Raw genomic sequence first — 19,392 nt, 5'->3', positions numbered from 1 at the left:
CCCGGCGCATGGCGCCGGGCTTTTTGTTGCTTGGGATGCGCCTTTAGCGGTGCAGCGGCTGGACCTTGCCGGGGGTGAAGCGGTTCTCTCCATCCTCGGCGGCATAGACGGTCAGGCTCAACCCTTCGAGCGTGTTGTCAAACAGGTTGAAGCTGGGCGGTTCGCCGCGCGTGCGATGCGACAGCGCCGTGCCGGCGCCCACGAACCAGCACGACCCGCCATCGGGCCGGCGCTGGGGCAGGGCGAAGACCTGATGCAGATGGCCGGTGACCACAAGGTCCATGCCCGCCTGCACGAAAATGTCCGCGGCTTCACGGCCACCGCGGGTCTTGGCCCGGCCTTTCAGCCCGCCTGGCGCCATGAGCGGGTGGTGGGCGGCGACGACCTTGAGCCCTCTGAAGTCATTGAAGCTCTGCGCGATCTGGGCGGCCTGGCGCGGATTGGCCCGACCCAGCGACCAGTCAAGCTGGGCCTGAAGCCCGCGCGCGGTCAGATAGGATTCCACCGCCGCCGTGGGGGAGCGCCAGCTGGGCGTCACGCCCTTGCCGAGCCGTTTTTCAAAGCGCGCCCAGGGCGCGGCGACCCGTGCGGCGAGATTGAGATAGGGCGTGTCGTGATTGCCCGGCGCGGCGATGACCGGCGCTTCGATGGCGCTGAAGAAATCGCGCGCGGCGTCAAACTCGCGCCGGCGGCCATACTGGGTGAAATCACCGGACGCGATGACCGCATCGGGCTTGAGCGTGTTGAGCGTGTCCAGCAGGGCTTCGGGCAGGCCGGGGGATTCCGCCCCGAAATGCAGGTCTGAGATTTGCGCCAGGCGTGTCATGCGTCAGGCTCCGGTGCAGCGAACAGGGCGGCGTTGGGCTTTAAGGAGATGCGTATGGGCGTCTTCAGGGTCAACACCTCGCCATCGAGCATGACCGGGATCTTGGTGGGGCCGTCCAGGACGGCGCTATGCTCGGAGCGGGCGGGATGCAGCTCGCCCATATTCAGCATTTCACCGAGAAATCCGGTCAGGGCGCCCAGGGCGTCGGATATGTTCTCGGTATGGGTGAAGATGTGCTCCAGCACTTCATCGCCGGGCCGCGCGCCATGGATCATGGCGCCCGCGCCGCCGGGAATGGTCATCAAAGCGTTCGCGCGGCGCAGCTTCTTCACCTCGTCATCATCCAGCGTCAGCCGCATGCGGGTCGAGCCGAAGGCGCGCCAGGCCTTGCGCAGATAGGTGAGGGCGCGTGCAGGCTGCCGACCCTGTCCATCCGGACGCAGGGCCTCGCGCGCCTGTCCGAAGCGGACCGGGAACCCCGCCATCAGCGCGCAGAAGAACAGATGCCCGTCCACCTCGCCCGCATGCAGGGGCTCGACCGGGTAATCGGGGGCTTCGCGCAGGATGGTCTCGATCGACCGGTCGCCATAAAGCCGCTTGGGCAACAGGTTGGCGGTGCCGAGCGGCAGAGGGATGACCGGCGTGCGGCATTGGGTGCGCACCAGCTCGTTCAGAACCGCGGCGGCGGTCCCGTCTCCGCCCGCGACGGCGATATAGTCCGACGGTTCGGCGCAGGCTTTGTTGACCCGCTCCTGAAACGTCTCCGAACAGTCATGCACGATCACCTCGGCCCAGTCCGCGGAGCCGCGCACGGCGTCCAGCACCCTGTCCTTGCCCAGCTCGCGCGTGGTTCCGGAATGGGCGTTCAGCACAAGCGACAAGGTTTTCAAAAGGTTGGCCTCCGAGGACTCCGGGTTCACCGTTTATAACGCATGGAAGGCAGGACAGATGCTTTGATCTGTCACAGTCCCGCGCTAAACCCTCACCAGTGTCAGAGAAGGGATCAACCATGTTCTTCCGCGCCGCCCTGTTTTCTGCAAGCGCCTTATCGTTGTGCGCCTGCCAGACCGTCACCGCCCAATCCGATGCCGACTGGAGCGGACGCGATGACGCGCCGGCCCAGACGACCGCCGCGCCGGCGCAATTTGAGGGCCCGGGCGCAGGCTGGCGCACGCAGGCCCAGGACGAGATCCTGGCCCGCCTTAGCCGACCGCAGCGCGAAGGGCGCGCTCGCAATGTGATCGTCTTTGTCGGTGACGGGCTGAACCTCAGCACCATCGTCGCCTCGCGCATCCTTGACGGTCAGAACCAGGGCATGAGCGGGGAAGAGAATTATCTGCCGTTCGAGCGCTGGGGCCATTCCGCGCTGATCAAGACCTATTCTGAAAACGCCCAGGTGCCCGACAGCGCCGCCACTGCGTCCGCCATCCATACCGGCGTCAAAACCCATTCGGGCGCGATCTCGGTCTATGCCCGTGACATGCTCGAGCCCTGCCAGGGCGGCCCGGTGCCGCAAACCCTGGTGGAAATGGCCGAGGAACGCGGTCTCGCCACCGGCATCGTGTCGTCGGCGCGCCTGACCCACGCCACCCCGGCCACCACCTACGCTCACGTTACCGATCGCGGCTGGGAAAGCGATGTGTCCTTGCCCGCCGCCGCCGTGGAAGCGGGCTGCACCGATATCGCCGCTCAGCTGATCGGCACGCGCTCGGGCGCCTATGGCGATGGTCTGGACCTGGCGCTCGGGGGCGGTCGTGCGGCCTTTGTCACCGCCGATCAGGGCGGCCAGCGCCAGGATCGCGATCTGACCGCGGAATGGACCGATCTGGGCGGCGTCTATGTGGCTGACCGCGCCGGGTTCGACGCGCTGGACGCGGACGATGACGCGCCGGTGCTAGGCCTCTTCACCAACTCCCATCTCAGCTATGAGCTCGACCGGGATCCGGCCGAGGAGCCGTCGCTGGCGGAGCTGACCGAATTCGCCATCGAGCGCCTGTCCAACAATGAGGACGGCTATTACCTGCTGGTTGAGGGCGGCCGCATCGACCACGCCCACCATGGCGCCAACGCCGCCCGCGCGCTCAATGACGCGCTGGCTATGGCTGAAGCCGTCGCGACGGCGGAATCCATGGTGGATCTCGACGAGACGCTGATCCTCGTGACCGCCGACCACGGCCATGTCTTCACCATTGCGGGCTATCCGCGCCGAGGCAATCCGATCCTCGGGCTGGTGCGCCCGCCCGCGCCGAACCTGAGCGATGCGGACACCCCGCCGCTGCCGGCGGCGGATGGACGTCCCTACACCACGCTCGGCTATCATAATGGCGGCCCGCTGCGCCCGCGTGGCGAGGATGCCGAACCGCTGACCGACGCCATCGTCATGGACCCGAACTATCGCCAGGAAGCGGCGGTGCCCATGGGGTCCGAAACCCATTCGGGCGAAGACGTGATCGCTTACGCCGTCGGCCCCTGGGCGCATCTGGTGGATGGCACGATGGAGCAGAACACCCTCCACCACGTCATCACCCACGCCTATGGCTGGAGCGCCACCGCCGCGATGATCGAGGCGGATGACGACGATGATGATGACGATGACGATGAAGAAGACGACGACTAGGTCGCGTCCTTCCTGACACGAAAAGCCCCGGTCGATGTGACCGGGGCTTTGTGTTTTTCACCCTCTCATTTCCGGCGAGTGCCGGGATCAAGAGATTGTCCGGCTCAGGGCCCCGGCTTCTGCCGTGAAAGAGAAGACTGAAGCCCCTGGGATGAGCAAAGCGAAGGCCCGGCACGCTGTTAGTCGCGAACATAGTGAGAGCTGGCATTCGGCAAATGGAAGGTGACCGACTGCGTGTCTCCGTATGCATCGCGATGAAATTCCAGTTCAGCAATGCCCAAGCGTAACCCGAATCCCTCGATCCAGAACCGGTTCGTGGAGAGCGGGATCAGGGCGATCGCGCCGTCATCGTCGCCCACGTTCAGGGTCAGCCTTTCGCCGTCTGTCTCAATGTGAATGCGCTGCTCGAAGAGCCCACGCACCATGATGCGGCGCAAGGCGTCGGGAAAGTCGGTGTCGACGCGGTACCAGCCGGTATAGTCCGAAAGCTGGTCTGCGGAGAGGGCGATTTCGGGAACCCGGATCGGCGCGTTGATCTCCCAATTCATCGCATCGGCAACCCCATTTCTGATTTCCGTGATCAATCCATTGCCGTTGGCGCCATTGGTGAGAATGACCACGCCGTCACCGGTCGCAAGATGCCCCTCGATCCAGGCGTGATAGGAGTCGTTTACGCCGCCATGGTGAAATAAAAGCTGATCATCGCGCCCTTCGATTCGCGGCCCCAGCCCATGCTCGCTGGGCGATACGGGTGTCATCATGTCCTGTGCCACAGAGCGAGGCAGGAAGCCGTCATCACTCCGATAGCTGGCCAAAAGGCCGGCAACCAGGCTTGCGAGGTCATTCGCGCTTGCCCAAAGCCCCCCCGCTGCGCGCTCCGGGAAGGCCTCATAGCCGCGTGGTAGCGCGGCGGGTGTGCCGTCTCGACCATGGGCCATCGCGATATTGCCATGTTCTGGCGGCAGCGGATTGGTGAAGGTGCTGCGGGTCATGCCGAGTGGCGCCAGCAGGTGCGTGTTCGCGATCGTATCGAAATCTGCTGCTGGATCGACATCATCGACAATCTGTTGAGCGAGCGTATAGCCGCCACCGGAATACTTGTACGCGGTTCCGGGCTCGAACAAGAGTGTGAGCGGGTCGTTCACCGCCGGGCTTTGGCCTTCAAGCGTATCGATCGTCGAGGGCAGATCGCCGCCAGGCTGAAAGTCTCGAAATCCGTGCATATTAAAGCCGGATGTATGCGACAGGATCGTGCGCAGGGTAATGCGATCTTCGTCAAACTCGGGATAATCGGGCAGGGACCAGCTCTCCAGCTGGATGGCGACAGGGGCGTCCAGCTCGAGGGCGCCTGCGTGTGCAAGCCTCAGTACGAGGCTCGCCGTTGCGACCTTGCTGATGGACGCCGTTGAAAACACCGTGTCAGCATCAACCGGGTCCGTCGTCCCGGACTGTCGCACGCCATATCCCGAGGCGAAAACGACTTCCCCATTCTCAATGATGGCGACGGCCACACCCGGCACGCCATAGTCGACCATGCGTTGGTCGAGAGAATAGTGCTCTTCCGCGTCGCCAATCCAGACGCGTGGCCGCAGCTTGTCGGCAAAACTGGCAGGATCAGATTGCGCAAAGCTGGGAGCGGACAGAAGACATGTCGTGACAGCGGCGGACAGGCCAAGGCCTTTCGCTATTCGGGTCAAAAAAGCGGACAAATGGAAACTCCCTCTGTGGTTGATATCAGTCGGCGGAAGACGCGCTCAATCCTCTGTGTCGCAGGCGGCGACACGTCACAAGAAGCCGGCTGATGCGCTATCTAAGAGGGCGCAAAATACCGGAACTTTACACTGTGTCAAGTGAGCGGTTTTGAAAGATAGGCAAGGAGTTTGGTTCGACGTGTTCTTTTGTACCAGGGCGGAAGCACGGCCGCTCTAGGTCGTCTCCGAAACGACAAAGCCCCGGTCGATGTGACCGGGGCTTTTTCATGTCCTCTTTCCCGGTGTAGGCCGGGATCCAGAGATCATAGCACGCCGCATCTGCGGCTCTGGGCCCCGGCCTGCGCCGGGGAAGAGGGGTTTTGTCCCCCCCTAAATCACCACTTCATCCGCCGGTTCGCGCAGATTGTAGCGGCTGGACATGACCGCGCCATAGGCGCCGGCTTCGGCGATGGCGATGACATCGCCTTCGGTCGTGTCCGGCATCAGACGGTCTGCGCCCAGAAGGTCCGCGCTTTCGCAGATCGGGCCGACGATGGACGCCATGCCCGTGCCGTCCGCGTCATAGCGCGACAGGTTCACGATCTCATGGCGGGCGCCGTAGAGCGCCGGGCGGATCAGTGAGTTCATGCCGGTCCCGAGGCCAATGAAACGCGTGCCGAAGGCGTGTTTGACCTGTGTGACCGCGGAGAGCAGCACGCCGGATTCGGCGACCGGATAACGGCCCGGCTCCATCCAGATCTCGTAATCGGGCAGGGCCTGCTTGAGCTTGGCGAGCTCGGCATCCACCAGAGCGAGATCCAGCGCGGGCGCTTCGGCGCTTTCGGGCACGCCGAGGCCGCCGCCCACATTGAGGATGCGGATGTCGGAAAAGTCTTCAGCGGCGCGGGCCAGAATGGCGCCGATCTCGCGCCAATGGCCGGCCTCAACCACGCCGGAGCCGGCATGGGCGTGCAGACCGATGACCGTGGCGCCCGCCTTGTCGGCGGCCTCGCGCGCGGCGTCGAGCTGATCGAGCGGAATGCCGAACTTGGCCTTGGGTCCGGCGGTCTGCACATGCTGGTGGTGGCCGCGCGGGCGGTCGGGATTGATGCGCAGGATGACCTCGGCGCCCTTGAATAGCTCGGGCCATTCGACGAGCGGGTGCAGACCGTCAATGGTCAGGTTGGTGCCCAGCTGGATGGCGGCGGCGTATTCATGGCGCGCGGCGAAATTGGGCGTGAACAGCACCTTCTTGGGATCCAGATCGGGGAAGGTGTCCTTGAGCCGCATCAGCTCGCCCGGCGAGACGCACTCAAAGCCCAGACCCGCTTCGAAAATGGTCTTGAGGACTTCGGGATGCGGGTTGGCCTTCATGGCGTAGAAGGCGCGATTGACGCTCTTGATATTGGCCACGGCGGCCGCGCGCGCCTTGATCGTGTCGCGGTCATAGACATAACGCCCGCCGGTTTGCGGGGCGATCTCGATGAGTTGCTCGCGCTTGGTGACCCACCACGGATCGGGCCGGGCCGGCGTGCTGGAGGCGGTCTCGTTCAGCTCCGCCCAGCTGGGCCCGAAGACGGGACCGGCCGGGGCGGGGGCGATCAGCTCTTCATGCAGGCGCGCGGCGAGGGCGCGGCCCTCGCTGGCGTCCACGACGACGGTGAAGTTGAGATCATTGGCGGCCTGGCTGACGAGCCGGATCGGCTTGTCCTGGAACATTTCCAGCGCCGGGGCCAGCTTGTGCAGGATGCGACGCACGCCATAGCCCACCAAAGACACCGCGGCGCCATCATCCATGATCTTCACCCGGCAGAAGCGTTCGAGCCGGGCGCGCAGGGCGTCCAGTCGCGCCTGATCGAGGCTGGGATCGGGGTCGAGGCTGACCGTGACATTGGTCTCGGAGGTGGAGACCAGGTCCACCGACACGCCGCACTCCTTGAAGCAGGCGAAGACATCGGCGAGGAAACCGGCCTGACGCCACATGCCCGCGCCTTCCATGGCGACAATGCGCACGCCGGACTTGACCGACACGGCCTTGAGCTGGGGCGCGTCATCGCCGGGCTTGGCGGTGATCAGGGTGCCCGCCAGATCCGGCCGCAGGGTGGAGCGCACTTCCACGGGCACATTGGCGCGGCGGGCCGGGCCGATGCAGCGCGGATGCAGCACCTTGCCGCCCATGGTCGCGATTTCCTGCGCCTCGTCATAGGACAGGGCCTGCAACAGGCGCGCGCCTTCGGTGAGGCGCGGATCGGCACTGAACAGGCCGGGCACATCGGTCCAGATCTCGAGCTTCTTCGCTTCGAGCTTGTTGGCGAAATACGCCGCCGAGGTGTCCGATCCGCCGCGGCCCAACAGGACGGTTTCGTCGCGGCTGTTGCGGGCGATGAAACCCTGGGTCAGCACCAGCTCAGCATGGCCAAGCTGCGCCTGCAGCTCAGGATCCGCGCCGTCGATCACCGAATTGGACAGATAGCCGCTGGGGTCAGCGCTGTCGGACGCGGCCTTCAGGGCGTCCCGGGCATCGAGGAAAACCGGGCTCAGCCCTTCCTGACGCAGGCGCTCCATGCCCAGACGGCTCGCCATCTGTTCGCCCAGGGCGAGTAATTCGGCGCGCACGCGCGGGCTGGCTTCACGCACCAGCGCAATGCCGGCCGCGAGACGGTCGAGGATTTCAAACGGTTCGGCCAGCAGCGTCGCGCCATCGAGCAGCGCACTCTCGGCGAAATCGAGATGGACCGCCTTGATGGCGGCGATCTCCGGGCTGACATCGCCCTTGAGCGCCAGGTCGGGCAGGGCTTCGAGCCGGTTCGACACGCCCGAAAGCGCGGAATGGACGATCAGCACCTTGCCGCCCGGTTTGTCCTGTTTGAGCCGGGCCTTCGCAAGTTTTGCGATTACAGCCCAGTTTTCCGGCTTGGCCACGGAGGTGCCGCCGAATTTCAAAACAGTCCAGACACGGTTGGCGTGAGGGGTTTGATCAGTCATCGGATCGTCCAGAATTACAAGAAGGCCGATCCCATAGCGCGCCATGTTGCAGTGCGAAAGTTTTCATTCGCGGTGTTCACTTTACCCCGGGTGCGGCATGGGCTAGGGCGAGCTTGAAATTTCCAGTCATCGCATGGGGATGCGTCATGTTTCGGTCTTTTGTCTATACTATTGCGGCGTGCAGTGCGCTGGCTTTGGCGAGCTGCGCCAGCGTGTCGGACGCGCCCGTCGCGCCCGTAACGGCGTCCAGCGAACAGCCCGAGCGGGTTCTGATGATCGGTCTGGACGGGGTGCGTCACGATTTTCTGGATCTGTATGACGCGCCGTATCTGGAGGCGCTGGCTGACCGCGGCGTGGAGGCCGAACGCATGATCCCGGTCATGCCATCGAAGACCTTCGTGAATTTCTATTCCATCGCCACCGGGCTCTATCCTGAGAACCACGGCATGACCGAGAACGCGCCCTATGACCGGGAGGCGGAAACCGGGTTCGTCAATCCGATGTCGGCCCAGGACCCGTTCTGGTGGCAGGGCGAGCCGATCTGGACTACCGCCGAGCGTGAGGGCCTGACCAGCGCGATCATGTTCTGGCTGGGCTCGGAAGTGGAGCATGACGGGCTGCGTCCGTCGATCTGGACGCCCTATCAGCACGACAAGCCCTATCAGGAGCGCGTGGACGAGGTGCTGGCCTGGTATGATGCGCCGGCCGAGGAGGCGCCGCGTCTGGCGGCGGTCTATTTTGACCGCGTGGACAGCGTGGCCCACCGCAATGGGCCTGAGAACGCGGCGGTCGCCGAAGCCGTCGCCGAAGTGGACGGCTATGTGGGACAGCTGGTCGAGGGATTGCGCGACCGGGGCCTTCTGGAGACCACCAACATCATCATCGTGTCCGACCATGGCATGGCCCAGCTGTCTGACGAGCGCATCGTGGCGGTGGATGAGTGGATCGATTTTGATCGCGTGTACTCGCCGCACATGGAGGGCCGCTGGGGCGCCGGCGCGCATCCTTACATCTTCCTGTTCTCCGAAGAGGGCGACGAGGCCGCCATTGATGACGCTTACGAGGCCATCAACGGGTCCGGCAATGCGCATGTGGTGGCCTACAAGGCGCACGAGATGCCGGCGCACTACCATCTCGACCACCCGACCCGCGGTCCCGATCTTCTGGTGGTGGCCGAAGCGGGCTGGTCCATCGTGGCGCCGAGCCTCGAGCAATCGCCGCGCCGGATCATTCCGGGCAACCATGGCTATGACAATATGGACCCTGTGATGGGCGCCACTTTCGTGGCCGCCGGGCCCCGTTTTGACGGGATTGGCGAGGTGGCGCCGTTCGAGAACGTCAACGTCTATCTGATGATCGCCTGCGCCCTGGGGCTGGAGCCCGCTCAGACCGATGGCGACCCCGAAGTGGTGGCGCGTGTGACGGACGGTCGCTGCCCGGCGCAGTAAAAGCCTCGCTTCAGACGGTCATCCCGGCTTGGAAGCGCGCGGAGATAGCGGTACGACTTAGGACCGCGCTCCGCGCGCACAAGAGTTTCAAAGGAGGCCGCCATGGCAGACGAACCGCATCGCATCACCTTCCTGGCCAAGACGTTTTCAGCGGCGGCCCTCGAATTTCATCGCGGTCGCATGGCTGAACGCGGCTACCGCATGGAAGGCCGCATCGAGCCCACCGCCTTCCAGATGATTGACGAGGACGGCAAGACCGACCCGGTGTTCGACGGCGAACCGCTGTTCACCGTGACCTTCGTCAAGCGAGAGGACTAGGCTTTGGGCGATACCGATATCGTGTCCCACGAAGCGGTCGAGAAGACGTTCAAGCGCGCCGGTTCCGCCTCCGAGGCGGTCGACCGGCTGTGCGTCCTGTTCGAGGCCTCGGTCAAGGCGCTGCGCGACGAGTTGAAGATCTATCTCGATGGCGGCCCGCCGCCGTCCGAGGCGGATCGTTTCGCCGGCGCCTTCGCCTATCCGGCCCTGCGCATCATCTACCAGCCGGACGGCGCCGTGCCGCCGGTCAGCCGCGCCTTCGGCAAGTTCTCCGAAGCGGGCGTCTATGAACAGACGATCACTCATCCCGAAGAGTTCCGCCGTTATCTGGTCGAGCAGATCGAGCTTCTGTCCGACACCTATCCGGTGAAGATCGAGACCGGCTTGTCGGTGCAGGAGATCCCGTTCTCCTATGTGCTCGACGGCGCCGATGATCTGGATATGGATGCGGCCTCCCCCGCGGAGCTGGTGCGCCACTTTCCTTATGCGGATCTGGCGGGCATTGATGACGCGCTGCCCAATGGCGAGCGTCCCTCAATGCCGGGCCGTCCTCGCCCGCTAAGCCTGTTTGACGCGGTGCGCACCGATTATTCGTTGCAGCGCATCCGCCATTATACCGGCACGCCCTATGAGGATGTGCAGCCCTTCATCCTGTTCACCAACTACCATCGCTATGTGGATGCGTTCGTGGACTGGGCGGTGGAGCAGGTGAAGGATGACAGCACCGATTACGTGGCGCTGTCGGCCGCCGGCTTCGTCAATGTGGACGCCAATACCGAAGACCCGGTGGGCGAGATCAGCGCGGCGCCCTGGCGGCGCTTCCAGATGCCGGCCTATCACCTCAAGGCCAAGGATGGCCGGGGCATCACGCTGGTCAATATCGGGGTCGGCCCGTCCAACGCCAAGAACATCACTGACCATCTGGCCGTATTGCGACCGGAATGCTGGATGATGATCGGCCATTGCGGCGGTCTGCGCCATTCCCAGCGTCTGGGCGATTACGTGCTGGCGCACGCCTATCTGCGCTATGACAGCGTGCTCGATCGCGATCTGCCGGTGGAGATTCCGATCCCGCCGATCGCCGAGATCCAGGTCGCCCTGCAAGAGGCGGTGGAAAGCGTCAGCGGTGATGACGCCGACGAGCTCAAGCGCCGTCTGCGCACCGGCACCGTGGTGACCTACGCCGACCGGAACTGGGAGCTGCGCTACACTCAGGAAGCGCGGCGCATCAATCAGTCCCGTTCCATCGCCGTGGACATGGAAAGCGCCACCATCGCCGCGAACGGCTTCCGCCTGCGTGTGCCCTATGGCACGCTGTTGTGCGTGTCCGACAAGCCGCTTCACGGCGAGCTGAAACTGCCCGGCGCCGCCAACCGGTTTTACGCCAAGTCAGTGTCAGAGCACCTGGCGGCGGGGATCGAGGCGGTGGAAATCCTCAAGCGGCAGGGCGCGGATGCGCTGCATTCGCGCAAGCTCAGAAGCTTTGACGAACCGCCCTTCCGCTAGGGTCTAGCCGGTCAGTCCGGTCGAGTATGTGGCGGTCGGGTTTCCCGGCCGCCACATCACGTCCAGAACCTGAGGCGGCTGACCGTTCTCGCTGGGGGCCGGACGACCGATCAGATAACCCTGGGCCTGCTCGCATCCGATCATGTTCAAGGCGTCCAGCTGGTCGCTCGTCTCAACGCCCTCCGCCAGCACGGGGACGTCCAGATTGCGGGCCAGCGTCACCACCGCGCTGATGACGGCCTTGGAGCGTCCGCCATCGGACAGGCCGTCGGTGAAGCCCTTGTCGAGCTTGATCTTGTCGAACGGGAAACGGCGCAGGGTTTCGAGCGCGGAATAGCCGGTGCCGAAATCATCCAGCGCCATGGATACGCCCAGCGCCTTGATCCGGCGCAGCACGTTCAGCGACTGTCCCAGATCATGGATCAGCGCGGTTTCGGTCAGCTCGATCTCGAGCTGGCTGGGGCTCATACCGGTGGCCACCATGGCCTGGAGCACCTTGTTGACCAGTTGCGGGTCATTGAGCTGGATGGCGGACAGATTGATCGCCACCTTGGGAGAGCCCGACCACTGCGCCACTTCCTGACAGGTCGTTTCCAGGACCCAGTCGCCCAGCCGCCCGATCAGGCCGTTCGCTTCCGCCAGCGGAACGAACTCGGCCGGTGAAATCATGCCCCGTTCCGGATGCGGCCAGCGCACCAGGGCTTCATACCCGCACACCTCTCCGGACTTCAGGTCGATCTGCGGTTGGTAGAACATGCGCAGCTCGCCGGTTTCGAGCGCGGTGCGCAGGTCCTGGGCCAGCTCGCGGCGCAGGCGAACCGCTTCGCCCAGCGCATGCTCATAATGCTGGATGCGGTTTATGGGGTCGGTCTTGGCCTTGTACATGGCCAGATCGGCGTTGCGCATCAGGGTTTCGCAATCGCGCCCGTCCTCGGGATAGACCGCCACGCCCAGGCTCCCGCTGGTGACGATTTCAAAGTCGGCATGGCGCACGGGCGTCATGAAGAGCGATTCAATGAGCTTGAGCTCTCGGGCCAGCTCTGCTTCGTCATCCACCGGGAATACGATGCCGAACTCATCCCCGCCCAGCCGTGCGGCGAAGCCGCCGGGGCGTTCATGACTGCGCAAGCGTTCGGCGATATCGCACAGAACGGCGTCGCCTGCCTGATGGCCCCAGACATCATTGATCTCCTTGAAGCGATTGAGATCAATGACGAGGACCGCGAGCTTATGGGTCTTGCGATCCTGGATGGCTTGCTCGACCAGCGCGGTGAAGTAAGCCCGGTTGGGCAGGTCGGTCACCACATCATGCAGGGCCAGATGACGCAGATGGCGGTCCGTGCGCTCGCGCAGGCTGGCCTCGACGGCATAACCGGCGCCGCCAGCGCCCACCACCACAAGCGTGGTGATGGCGGTGGTCAGCGCCAGAATCTGGAAGGTGATGGAGTCGAGCCCTTCCGCGCCGCCCAGGGAGACGACGGTCATTGCGCCCATGCCGGTAAAGTGCAGGGAGACCACGCCTAGCGCCAGAAGGCCGCCGGGGATGAGTTTTTTCCAGCCGGTGTCGAACCGGTCGGACGCCTCGAAGGCGAAGACGCCAAAGAATACGGCGAAGATCACCGAGGCCAGGACATATCGCGCATCCCAGATCACCACGGCGTCCAGATGGTAGGCCATCATGCCCGCATAGTGCATGCCGGTGACGGACAGGCCGATGACAACGCCGGCGAGCGCCTTGGCGAAGACGAAGCGCAAGGTCGCCAGATAGCAGCCCACCAGGGCGCCGCACATGATGATCAGGGCGGACAGGGCGGTTTCTTCCAGTTGCAAGCTAACGCTCGCGGCGGGGCGATAGCCCAGCATGGCGATGAAATGCGTCGACCAGATGCCGGCGCTCAGGCAGGTGGCGGTGACCACCAGCCAGGCGACCTGGGTCAGGCTGTCCGTGTCCTCGCTGCGCCGTTGCAGGCGCATGCTGAGCAGGCAACTGATCACACAGACCAGCCCGGCTAGCAGGACGCTTGGGAAATGGTGCTCGAAAGCGAGACAGCTGAGTACGCGCAAAGGTTTCTCCTTAAGGAGAGACAGCCGTAGCGCTACAGTCTTAATTGGCGCTTATGCTCGTAGCTTTTCGCCGTATCCCTTGCTCATAAAACTATTCGGTTCTAATTCAGCCACATGACAGATCGCGTTCTCCCCCTCGACGGTGTTTATAATTTCCGCCATTTCGGCGCTTATCCGCTCAAGTCCGGCGGGAAGGTGCGTGACCGCCTGTACCGGTCCGGACAGTTCTCGCGCGTGACCGATGAGGACGTGCAGACCCTCAATGGCCTGAACATCCGCTATGTCGCCGATTTGCGCCGCCCCAAGGAGCGCGAGTTGGAGCCGTCTCACTGGACCGATCATGATGCGGTGACCATTCTGAGCTCCGATCATGCCGGGCATGCCGAGCCGCCGCATCTGGCCTTTTTGCGTGAAAGCGATCTGACGCTGGACAATATTCGCGGCTTCATGACGGAAACCTATCGCCGTTTGCCCTTTGATCCGGGCAACAAGGCGGTGTTCAAGGCGGGCTTTGAAGCGCTCGCGAAGGCCGAAGACGAGGACGGCTTTGTCGTTCATTGCGCGGCGGGCAAGGACCGGACGGGCATTTTCTGCGCCCTGCTGCTGACCGAGCTGGGCGTGGATCCCGAAGCGGTGCGCGAAGACTATCTGATGACCAATACGGCCGTGGACTATGATGAGCTGGCGCCCCGGTTCGCCAAGCGTATTCGCGACGGCATGGGCCGGGATGTGGGTGACCGGGAAATCCGCGCCTTTCTGGGTGTGGAGGATGGCTATCTGGCGACCGCCTTTGACGCCATGGGCGACGTCACCGGGTATCTGCGCAATGAGCTGGGTTTGAGCGAGGCCGTGATCGCGCAATTGCACGAGCGGCTTAAAACCTCGTGAGCCGGCGCCAGACGGGGGCGCAGAGCCTGGACTGGGTTGAGCCGGTTCGGGCGTTGCGCGCCTTTGACACCGAGCCCTATACGCTCTTGCTGCAAGGCGGAGGTGGCCAGTCCTGGGGCCGCAAGAGTTATCTGTGCGCCTTCCCCGAATTCACGATTGAAGAGAGCGATCCTGCGCAGGCATTTGAACGCCTGCGCGATGGGTTTCGCCCGTCTGACGCCACAGGCGAAGGCGGGTTTTCGGGCGGTTATGCGGGTTTGCTCGGCTATGATCTGGGGCAGGCGTTTGAACGCGTGCCGGTATTAGAGCCGGGGCTGGCGGCTTGCCCGGCAGTGGCGATGGGCTGGTATGGGGCGGTGCTGGAGTTTGACCATCACGACCGGACCGTGCAGGCCCTGGGCGAGCGTGCGGCGGCCCAAAGGCTTGTCGAGCGTCTGGCCTGTCTGGATGCGCCCGGTTCCAAGCTGGAGCAAACCAGCCAGGGCACGCTGAGCCAGGCCTGGCTGGACCGCCAGTATCTTCAGGCTGTGGAGCGCGCGCGCGACTACATCGCTGCGGGCGATATCTTCCAGGTCAATCTGTCTCACGCCTTCACGGGGCATGTGGGCGGGCGCGCGGCGCCGTTGAGCGTGTTCGAGCGGCTCACCCGGAACAGTCCCGCCGCTTTCTCCGCCTATTTCCGGCTCAACGCGGATCAGGTGGTGCTGACCAATTCGCCTGAACGGTTCTTGCAGGTCTCCTCGAAAGGCGAGGTGGAGACGCGACCGATCAAGGGCACGCGGCCGCGCCGTGCCGATCCGGAGCGCGACAATGACGAAGCCCAGGCGCTGGCAGCCTCGCTCAAGGACCGGGCAGAGAACCTGATGATCGTCGATCTGATGCGCAATGATCTGGCGCGGGTCTGCCGGCCGGGCAGTGTGAAAACGCCCGAGCTGTTCAGCGTGGAGAGCTACGCCAATGTCCATCACCTGGTCTCGACCGTGACTGGTGAGCTGGCTTCCGAGTGCACGGTGTTTGACCTGATCGGCGCGACCTTCCCGCCCGGTTCGATCACAGGCGCGCCGAAAGTGCGCGCCATGGAGATCATCGCCGAACTCGAACAGCAAAGCCGGGGCGCCTATTGCGGGTCGCTGGGATGGCTGGGCGCGGACGGGGCGTGCGATCTGAACGTGATGATCCGGACGGCCAGCTTCGCTCGCGCGGACGAGGGCTGGGACGTGGAGGTGCGGTCGGGCGGGGCGATCACCATAGATTCCGAGCCGCAGGCCGAACTCGATGAGACCCGTCACAAGGCGGCGGCGCTGCGCGCGGCTCTGGAGGGTGATGCATGACGCAGGTCTGGCTCAACGGCGCGCTGGTCCAAGCCGATGAGGCGCGCATCGATCCAGCCGATCGCGGCTTCCTTCTGGGCGATGGCGCATTTGAAACCATGGCGTGTCAGCGCGGAGAGATCCGGCGCTGGCCCCGGCACAGGGCGCGCCTTGACCGGGCCTTGCAGGCACTGGACATCCCCCGCTTAGACGCAGCAGAGCTTGAGCACGGAGCTCAGACGCTCTGCCAGAGCCTGGGGCTGAAGCGCGCCGTGGTGCGGCTCACCGTATCACGCGGGGCGATGGGGGGCGGCATGCAGGCGACAGGCGCTGTGTCGCCAACCGTGCTGATCACCGCGCGCCCCCTGCCGGACCGGCCAAAAACGCTGAGCGCGCGCATTGTCCCGGATGCGCGCCGGGATGGGCGCAACCTCTCAAGCCAGCATAAGCTGACCGGCTATGCCGACATGTTGGGCGCGCGGCGTACGGCGCAACGCGCGGGCGCCGATATCGCCCTGGTCCTGTCCAGTGACGGCCATCTGTCGAGCGCGGATAGCGCCAATCTGTTCTGGGTGAGGGGCGGGACCGTGTTCACGCCGGCCCTGTCATGCGGTTGCCTGCCGGGGACAGCCCGCGCCGCGTTGCTTGACGCCCTTCGCGAGCAGCGCGTCGAGGTGTGCGAGGGCGAGTACGCCCCAAGCGCCCTCGAAACGGCGGATTGGGGCTTTGTCACCAATGCGGTCATGGGGCTGACCCCGATCGTGTCTGTGGATGGTGACGCCATGACGCCGCCGGACGCGGATCTGGCGCTGTTCCGGGCCGTGTGCGAAGCGGCAGCCTAGCCGCGCCGCACCCACGGACCGCGCCGCGGGCGCAGATAGGCCGTGTCGGACAGGGTGATCGGCGTTTTGGTCAGCTCGCCCAGATTGGTGGAGAAGCGGTAGGTGGCTTCCACCATGATGATCGAGTTCATGGGCGCCATCAGGCCTTCAGGCAGATCGGGCAGACTGTCGGTGTCATGCGGGGTCATGCCGTCCCCCTCGCTCCAGTCCACGAAGACTTCGCCTTCCGCGTCCATGCGCACCGAGGTGATGCGCAGGGCCAGCGGCTCCGGATCAAACGGGTTCAGGATGGCGTCCGCCGCCGCATAGATGTCCACCAGATCGGAATCGGTGACGAAGTCGTCCTGGGTCACAAGGTCGGCGACCGAGTTGGCGACCTGGGAGACCTTGCGGTCTGCGGTCAGCCCCAGCGTCAGCTGCACCGAGCCCAGATAGAGCGCGATCATGAACGGCGCGAGCAAGGCGAACTCCACCGCGGAAACACCGCGCCGGTCGCGCTTGAGGGCCGTGAAGAGACGAAACACCTGACGCATGGCTTACTCGAAGGGCTCGTTGCGGAACACGGAGGTCGCCGTGATCAGGCGCTTGTTGCCGCTCATATTCGTCATGCCCGACACCACGCCCGGCGCCAGAAGCTGCCAGTCATAGAAGACGCGCACCACAACCACATCGCCGCCGCCGCCCGGATCGAAGGTGAAATCGCTGTTGTCGATGTCGCCGTTCTCATCCAGCGGATAGTCCATGGATGTGCTTTCGGAGAAGGACTCGAAGGTGCGCACATCCAGCTGGATGCGGCTGCAATCGGCGATCGAGCTGATGCGTTCGCAGATCGAGCTTCTGAAATCCTCGACCGACTGACTTGATTGCTGCAGCTGGCCGGTCCGGATGGAGCGCGCGGCTTCATTCACGCCGTTTTCGATAATGGTGGAGCCCAGAAAGAAGAGGGCGACTTCCAGCGTGGCGAAGATCAACAGGAAGAAGGGCGCGGCGATCAAGGAGAACTCGACCGCTGCAGCGCCTTCGCGTGCACGAATGAACCGGTGTGATGCTGTTTTGATCATCGGCCTGAACGGCATGATGCGACCCTCAATATGAAGGATCACACTGACACAAAGCGCTTAATGCGCGATGAAACCATACGGTTAATTCGGGCCCACATCCGCAGTTGCGCCATCACGGGCGCCGGCGCGGGCGGAGATGCGTTGCTGGTCGACCTCATCGAACCAGCTCATCTCGTCGCCAATCTGGGGAATGGCCTGACAGGTCGGCGCGCACACATAGGTTTCGGGCCGATCCGAGTTGCGGAAGACCTGCACCGTGCCTGAATCCGGTTGCGAGACCACGAGGTCAGAGGTGTACAGCACGCGGCCGGCGCCATCGAGCACGATCAGATTGGTGCGCCCGAAGACCTTGCCGGTGACAAAGAGCGTCCGCGAGTCATAGAGCATGGCGTCGGCAATGCCCGGATTGCCCACAATGACGCCCGCTGCGTCGCCCGGCAGACGGATCAGGCCCGCCTGGTCCGCGGTGACGACAAAGTCTCTCGCCTGGGCCGCGCCCAGGCCAAGCGCCATGACGATTGCGATGCAGAACGTGCGAAAACCCATGACAGGCCTCTTTGTTAGTAGGACGCCCGCATGATGGACCTCGCCCGTGAAGGAAACCTAAACAGCCAGCCAGGGTCTGGAGGACTGGGGCAGTCGCGCTTGCAAAAGGGCTGATATTTGATCTTTGCGAATTGAGAACACCTGTTTACATAGCGTGATCAAATATAAATTCATTTACGTTCTATTTAGCATATTTCAGAAAGTGGTCGTTTACACAAAATAAAGCATGGATTTTTACCCGGTTTAAATCGTCTTCGGGTTTAACTCACCCTGCATTCAGGACGGGGCAGGGAAGAGCCGTGATCCTGGGTCTGATAAAACCAAACGGAGTGGATGGGATGAAAAACCTGGTTTCGCGCTTTCTGAAAGATGAGTCTGGCGCTACTGCGATCGAATACGGTCTGATTGCTGCGCTCATCGCGGTCGTGATCATCACGGCTGTCACCACGCTGGGCACCAACCTCAGCACCACCTTCAGCAATGTCGGGACCCAGCTCTCGACCGCCAACAGCGCCGGTTCCGGCGGCAGCGGCACCTAATCGTCTGCGCCAATCGACGCTGATCGAGTTGAAAGGCCGTCCTGGAAGGGGCGGCCTTTCTGCATTTGCAGGGATCTGTGCGTTGTTTGAAAAGCCTTAAGCATGACCGCCTAGGGTCCGCGCATTGATGTGACGGATGCGGGCGTCGGCCATGATTTCCAATATTGCTCTTCTGGGCTTTGTTTTCCTGATGCTGTGCGCGGTCTGGTACGATGTGCGCAGTTTCACCATCCCCAACTGGGTTCCCGGCGTGATGATCGCGGGCTGGGTGCTGGCGGCGCCGTTTCTGGGGCTGGGCTGGACCGGCGCGGGTTTGTCGCTGCTGGCGGGGATCGGCGTGCTGGCGCTCGGCATGGCGCTCTGGGCGCCGGGCTGGGTTGGCGGCGGAGACGTCAAGCTGCTGGCGGCCGGCGCGCTCTGGTTCGGCTGGCCCGATGCGCTGGCCTTCCTGCTGATCGCTGTGGCGGCGGGCGGCGTGTTGGCGGTGATCCTGGTGGTTTTGCGCCAGGTGGCGACCCTGCTTCCGATTTCGTCTGACCGGCTGGGCGCCACGGCGCTCGCCCAGGGCGCGCCCGTGCCCTACGCCATCGCCATCGCGGCAGGGGCCTTGCTGGTGCTGCCCCAGGCGCAAATGTTCGCGGCCTACACAAGTTAGTTAATCTCCTGATCACCGTGCATTAACGCGGCCTTGAGAATTATCGGCTCTGATGCCTGCTGACGCCTTGTGCGCAAAAGGGTTTTGGGGTCCGAG

17 protein-coding genes are annotated in these 19,392 nt (G+C 63.9%); 9 read left to right on the top strand and 8 right to left on the bottom strand.

Annotated elements, in window-relative coordinates; genetic code table 11:
• Nucleotides 1-43 precede the first annotated feature (43 nt).
• The gene (locus tag RBA95_RS03465) at nucleotides 44-826 is read right to left on the bottom strand and encodes a metallophosphoesterase (protein WP_306015416.1); all 783 of its coding nucleotides are present in this window, start codon (nucleotides 824-826) and stop codon (nucleotides 44-46) included.
• Nucleotides 823-1,716 (bottom strand): diacylglycerol kinase family protein, encoded by an 894-nt coding sequence (locus RBA95_RS03460; RefSeq protein ID WP_306015415.1) that lies wholly within the window; start codon nucleotides 1,714-1,716, stop codon nucleotides 823-825. Before RBA95_RS03460 ends, RBA95_RS03465 begins: the two co-directional genes overlap by 4 nt.
• Before the next feature lie 119 nt (nucleotides 1,717-1,835).
• On the opposite strand from RBA95_RS03460, the gene RBA95_RS03455 reads away from it, so the two are divergent.
• Complete coding sequence (locus RBA95_RS03455; protein ID WP_306015414.1) at nucleotides 1,836-3,443, top strand: alkaline phosphatase; 1,608 nt, start codon at nucleotides 1,836-1,838, stop codon at nucleotides 3,441-3,443.
• A 179-nt stretch (nucleotides 3,444-3,622) separates the two neighbouring features.
• Here RBA95_RS03455 and RBA95_RS03450 read toward each other — a convergent pair whose 3' ends face one another.
• Nucleotides 3,623-4,978, bottom strand: a complete 1,356-nt coding sequence (locus RBA95_RS03450) for a serine hydrolase (protein WP_306015413.1) — start codon at nucleotides 4,976-4,978, stop codon at nucleotides 3,623-3,625.
• A 546-nt stretch (nucleotides 4,979-5,524) separates the two neighbouring features.
• A complete protein-coding gene (locus tag RBA95_RS03445; RefSeq protein WP_306015412.1) occupies nucleotides 5,525-8,119 on the bottom strand; it encodes a bifunctional aspartate kinase/diaminopimelate decarboxylase in 2,595 nt (864 codons plus the stop codon).
• Between the two features lie 146 nt (nucleotides 8,120-8,265).
• Here RBA95_RS03445 and RBA95_RS03440 point away from each other — a divergent pair, with 146 nt between their 5' ends.
• The 3 genes from RBA95_RS03440 to RBA95_RS03430 all read left to right on the top strand — a co-directional run bounded on the left by RBA95_RS03440 (nucleotide 8,266) and on the right by RBA95_RS03430 (nucleotide 11,391).
• Complete coding sequence (locus tag RBA95_RS03440; RefSeq protein ID WP_306015411.1) at nucleotides 8,266-9,567, top strand: ectonucleotide pyrophosphatase/phosphodiesterase; 1,302 nt, start codon at nucleotides 8,266-8,268, stop codon at nucleotides 9,565-9,567.
• A gap of 102 nt (nucleotides 9,568-9,669) precedes the next feature.
• Nucleotides 9,670-9,885 (top strand): AMP nucleosidase, encoded by a 216-nt coding sequence (locus tag RBA95_RS03435; RefSeq protein ID WP_306015410.1) that lies wholly within the window; start codon nucleotides 9,670-9,672, stop codon nucleotides 9,883-9,885.
• 3 nt (nucleotides 9,886-9,888) lie between these two features.
• A complete protein-coding gene (locus tag RBA95_RS03430) occupies nucleotides 9,889-11,391 on the top strand; it encodes an AMP nucleosidase (protein ID WP_306015409.1) in 1,503 nt (500 codons plus the stop codon).
• Nucleotides 11,392-11,394: 3 nt separating this feature from the next.
• On the opposite strand, the gene RBA95_RS03425 is transcribed toward RBA95_RS03430, so the two are convergent.
• Nucleotides 11,395-13,455 (bottom strand): bifunctional diguanylate cyclase/phosphodiesterase, encoded by a 2,061-nt coding sequence (locus RBA95_RS03425; protein WP_306015408.1) that lies wholly within the window; start codon nucleotides 13,453-13,455, stop codon nucleotides 11,395-11,397.
• A gap of 114 nt (nucleotides 13,456-13,569) precedes the next feature.
• Between RBA95_RS03425 and RBA95_RS03420 the strand changes: the two genes are divergently transcribed.
• Genes RBA95_RS03420 through RBA95_RS03410 form a run of 3 tightly spaced genes read left to right on the top strand, consistent with a single transcriptional unit; the run spans nucleotide 13,570 to nucleotide 16,495 of the window.
• The gene (locus RBA95_RS03420) at nucleotides 13,570-14,343 is read left to right on the top strand and encodes a tyrosine-protein phosphatase (RefSeq protein WP_306015407.1); all 774 of its coding nucleotides are present in this window, start codon (nucleotides 13,570-13,572) and stop codon (nucleotides 14,341-14,343) included.
• Entirely contained in the window at nucleotides 14,340-15,674 is a 1,335-nt protein-coding gene (pabB, locus tag RBA95_RS03415) for an aminodeoxychorismate synthase component I (protein WP_306015406.1), read from the top strand. Before RBA95_RS03420 ends, pabB begins: the two co-directional genes overlap by 4 nt.
• A complete protein-coding gene (locus RBA95_RS03410; RefSeq protein ID WP_306015405.1) occupies nucleotides 15,671-16,495 on the top strand; it encodes an aminotransferase class IV in 825 nt (274 codons plus the stop codon). Before pabB ends, RBA95_RS03410 begins: the two co-directional genes overlap by 4 nt.
• Here RBA95_RS03410 and RBA95_RS03405 read toward each other — a convergent pair.
• The 3 genes from RBA95_RS03405 to RBA95_RS03395 form a co-directional block, all read right to left on the bottom strand.
• The gene (locus tag RBA95_RS03405) at nucleotides 16,492-17,028 is read right to left on the bottom strand and encodes a TadE/TadG family type IV pilus assembly protein (protein ID WP_306015404.1); all 537 of its coding nucleotides are present in this window, start codon (nucleotides 17,026-17,028) and stop codon (nucleotides 16,492-16,494) included. The genes RBA95_RS03410 and RBA95_RS03405 overlap by 4 nt on opposite strands.
• Before the next feature lie 3 nt (nucleotides 17,029-17,031).
• Nucleotides 17,032-17,571, bottom strand: a complete 540-nt coding sequence (locus RBA95_RS03400; RefSeq protein WP_306015403.1) for a TadE/TadG family type IV pilus assembly protein — start codon at nucleotides 17,569-17,571, stop codon at nucleotides 17,032-17,034.
• Between the two features lie 66 nt (nucleotides 17,572-17,637).
• On the bottom strand, nucleotides 17,638-18,102 hold the full coding sequence (locus RBA95_RS03395; RefSeq protein ID WP_306015402.1) for a pilus assembly protein N-terminal domain-containing protein: 465 nt from the start codon (nucleotides 18,100-18,102) through the stop codon (nucleotides 17,638-17,640).
• Between the two features lie 338 nt (nucleotides 18,103-18,440).
• Between RBA95_RS03395 and RBA95_RS03390 the strand changes: the two genes are divergently transcribed.
• Nucleotides 18,441-18,641 (top strand): Flp family type IVb pilin, encoded by a 201-nt coding sequence (locus RBA95_RS03390; protein ID WP_306015401.1) that lies wholly within the window; start codon nucleotides 18,441-18,443, stop codon nucleotides 18,639-18,641.
• 151 nt (nucleotides 18,642-18,792) lie between these two features.
• The gene (locus tag RBA95_RS03385) at nucleotides 18,793-19,296 is read left to right on the top strand and encodes a prepilin peptidase (RefSeq protein WP_306015400.1); all 504 of its coding nucleotides are present in this window, start codon (nucleotides 18,793-18,795) and stop codon (nucleotides 19,294-19,296) included.
• Nucleotides 19,297-19,392 lie beyond the last annotated feature (96 nt).

Source organism: Oceanicaulis sp. MMSF_3324 (assembly GCF_030733545.1).
Lineage (GTDB): Bacteria > Pseudomonadota > Alphaproteobacteria > Caulobacterales > Maricaulaceae > Oceanicaulis.
The sequence above is the reverse complement of the archived record's forward strand: the minus strand, read 5'-3'. Positions and strand labels throughout refer to the sequence as shown.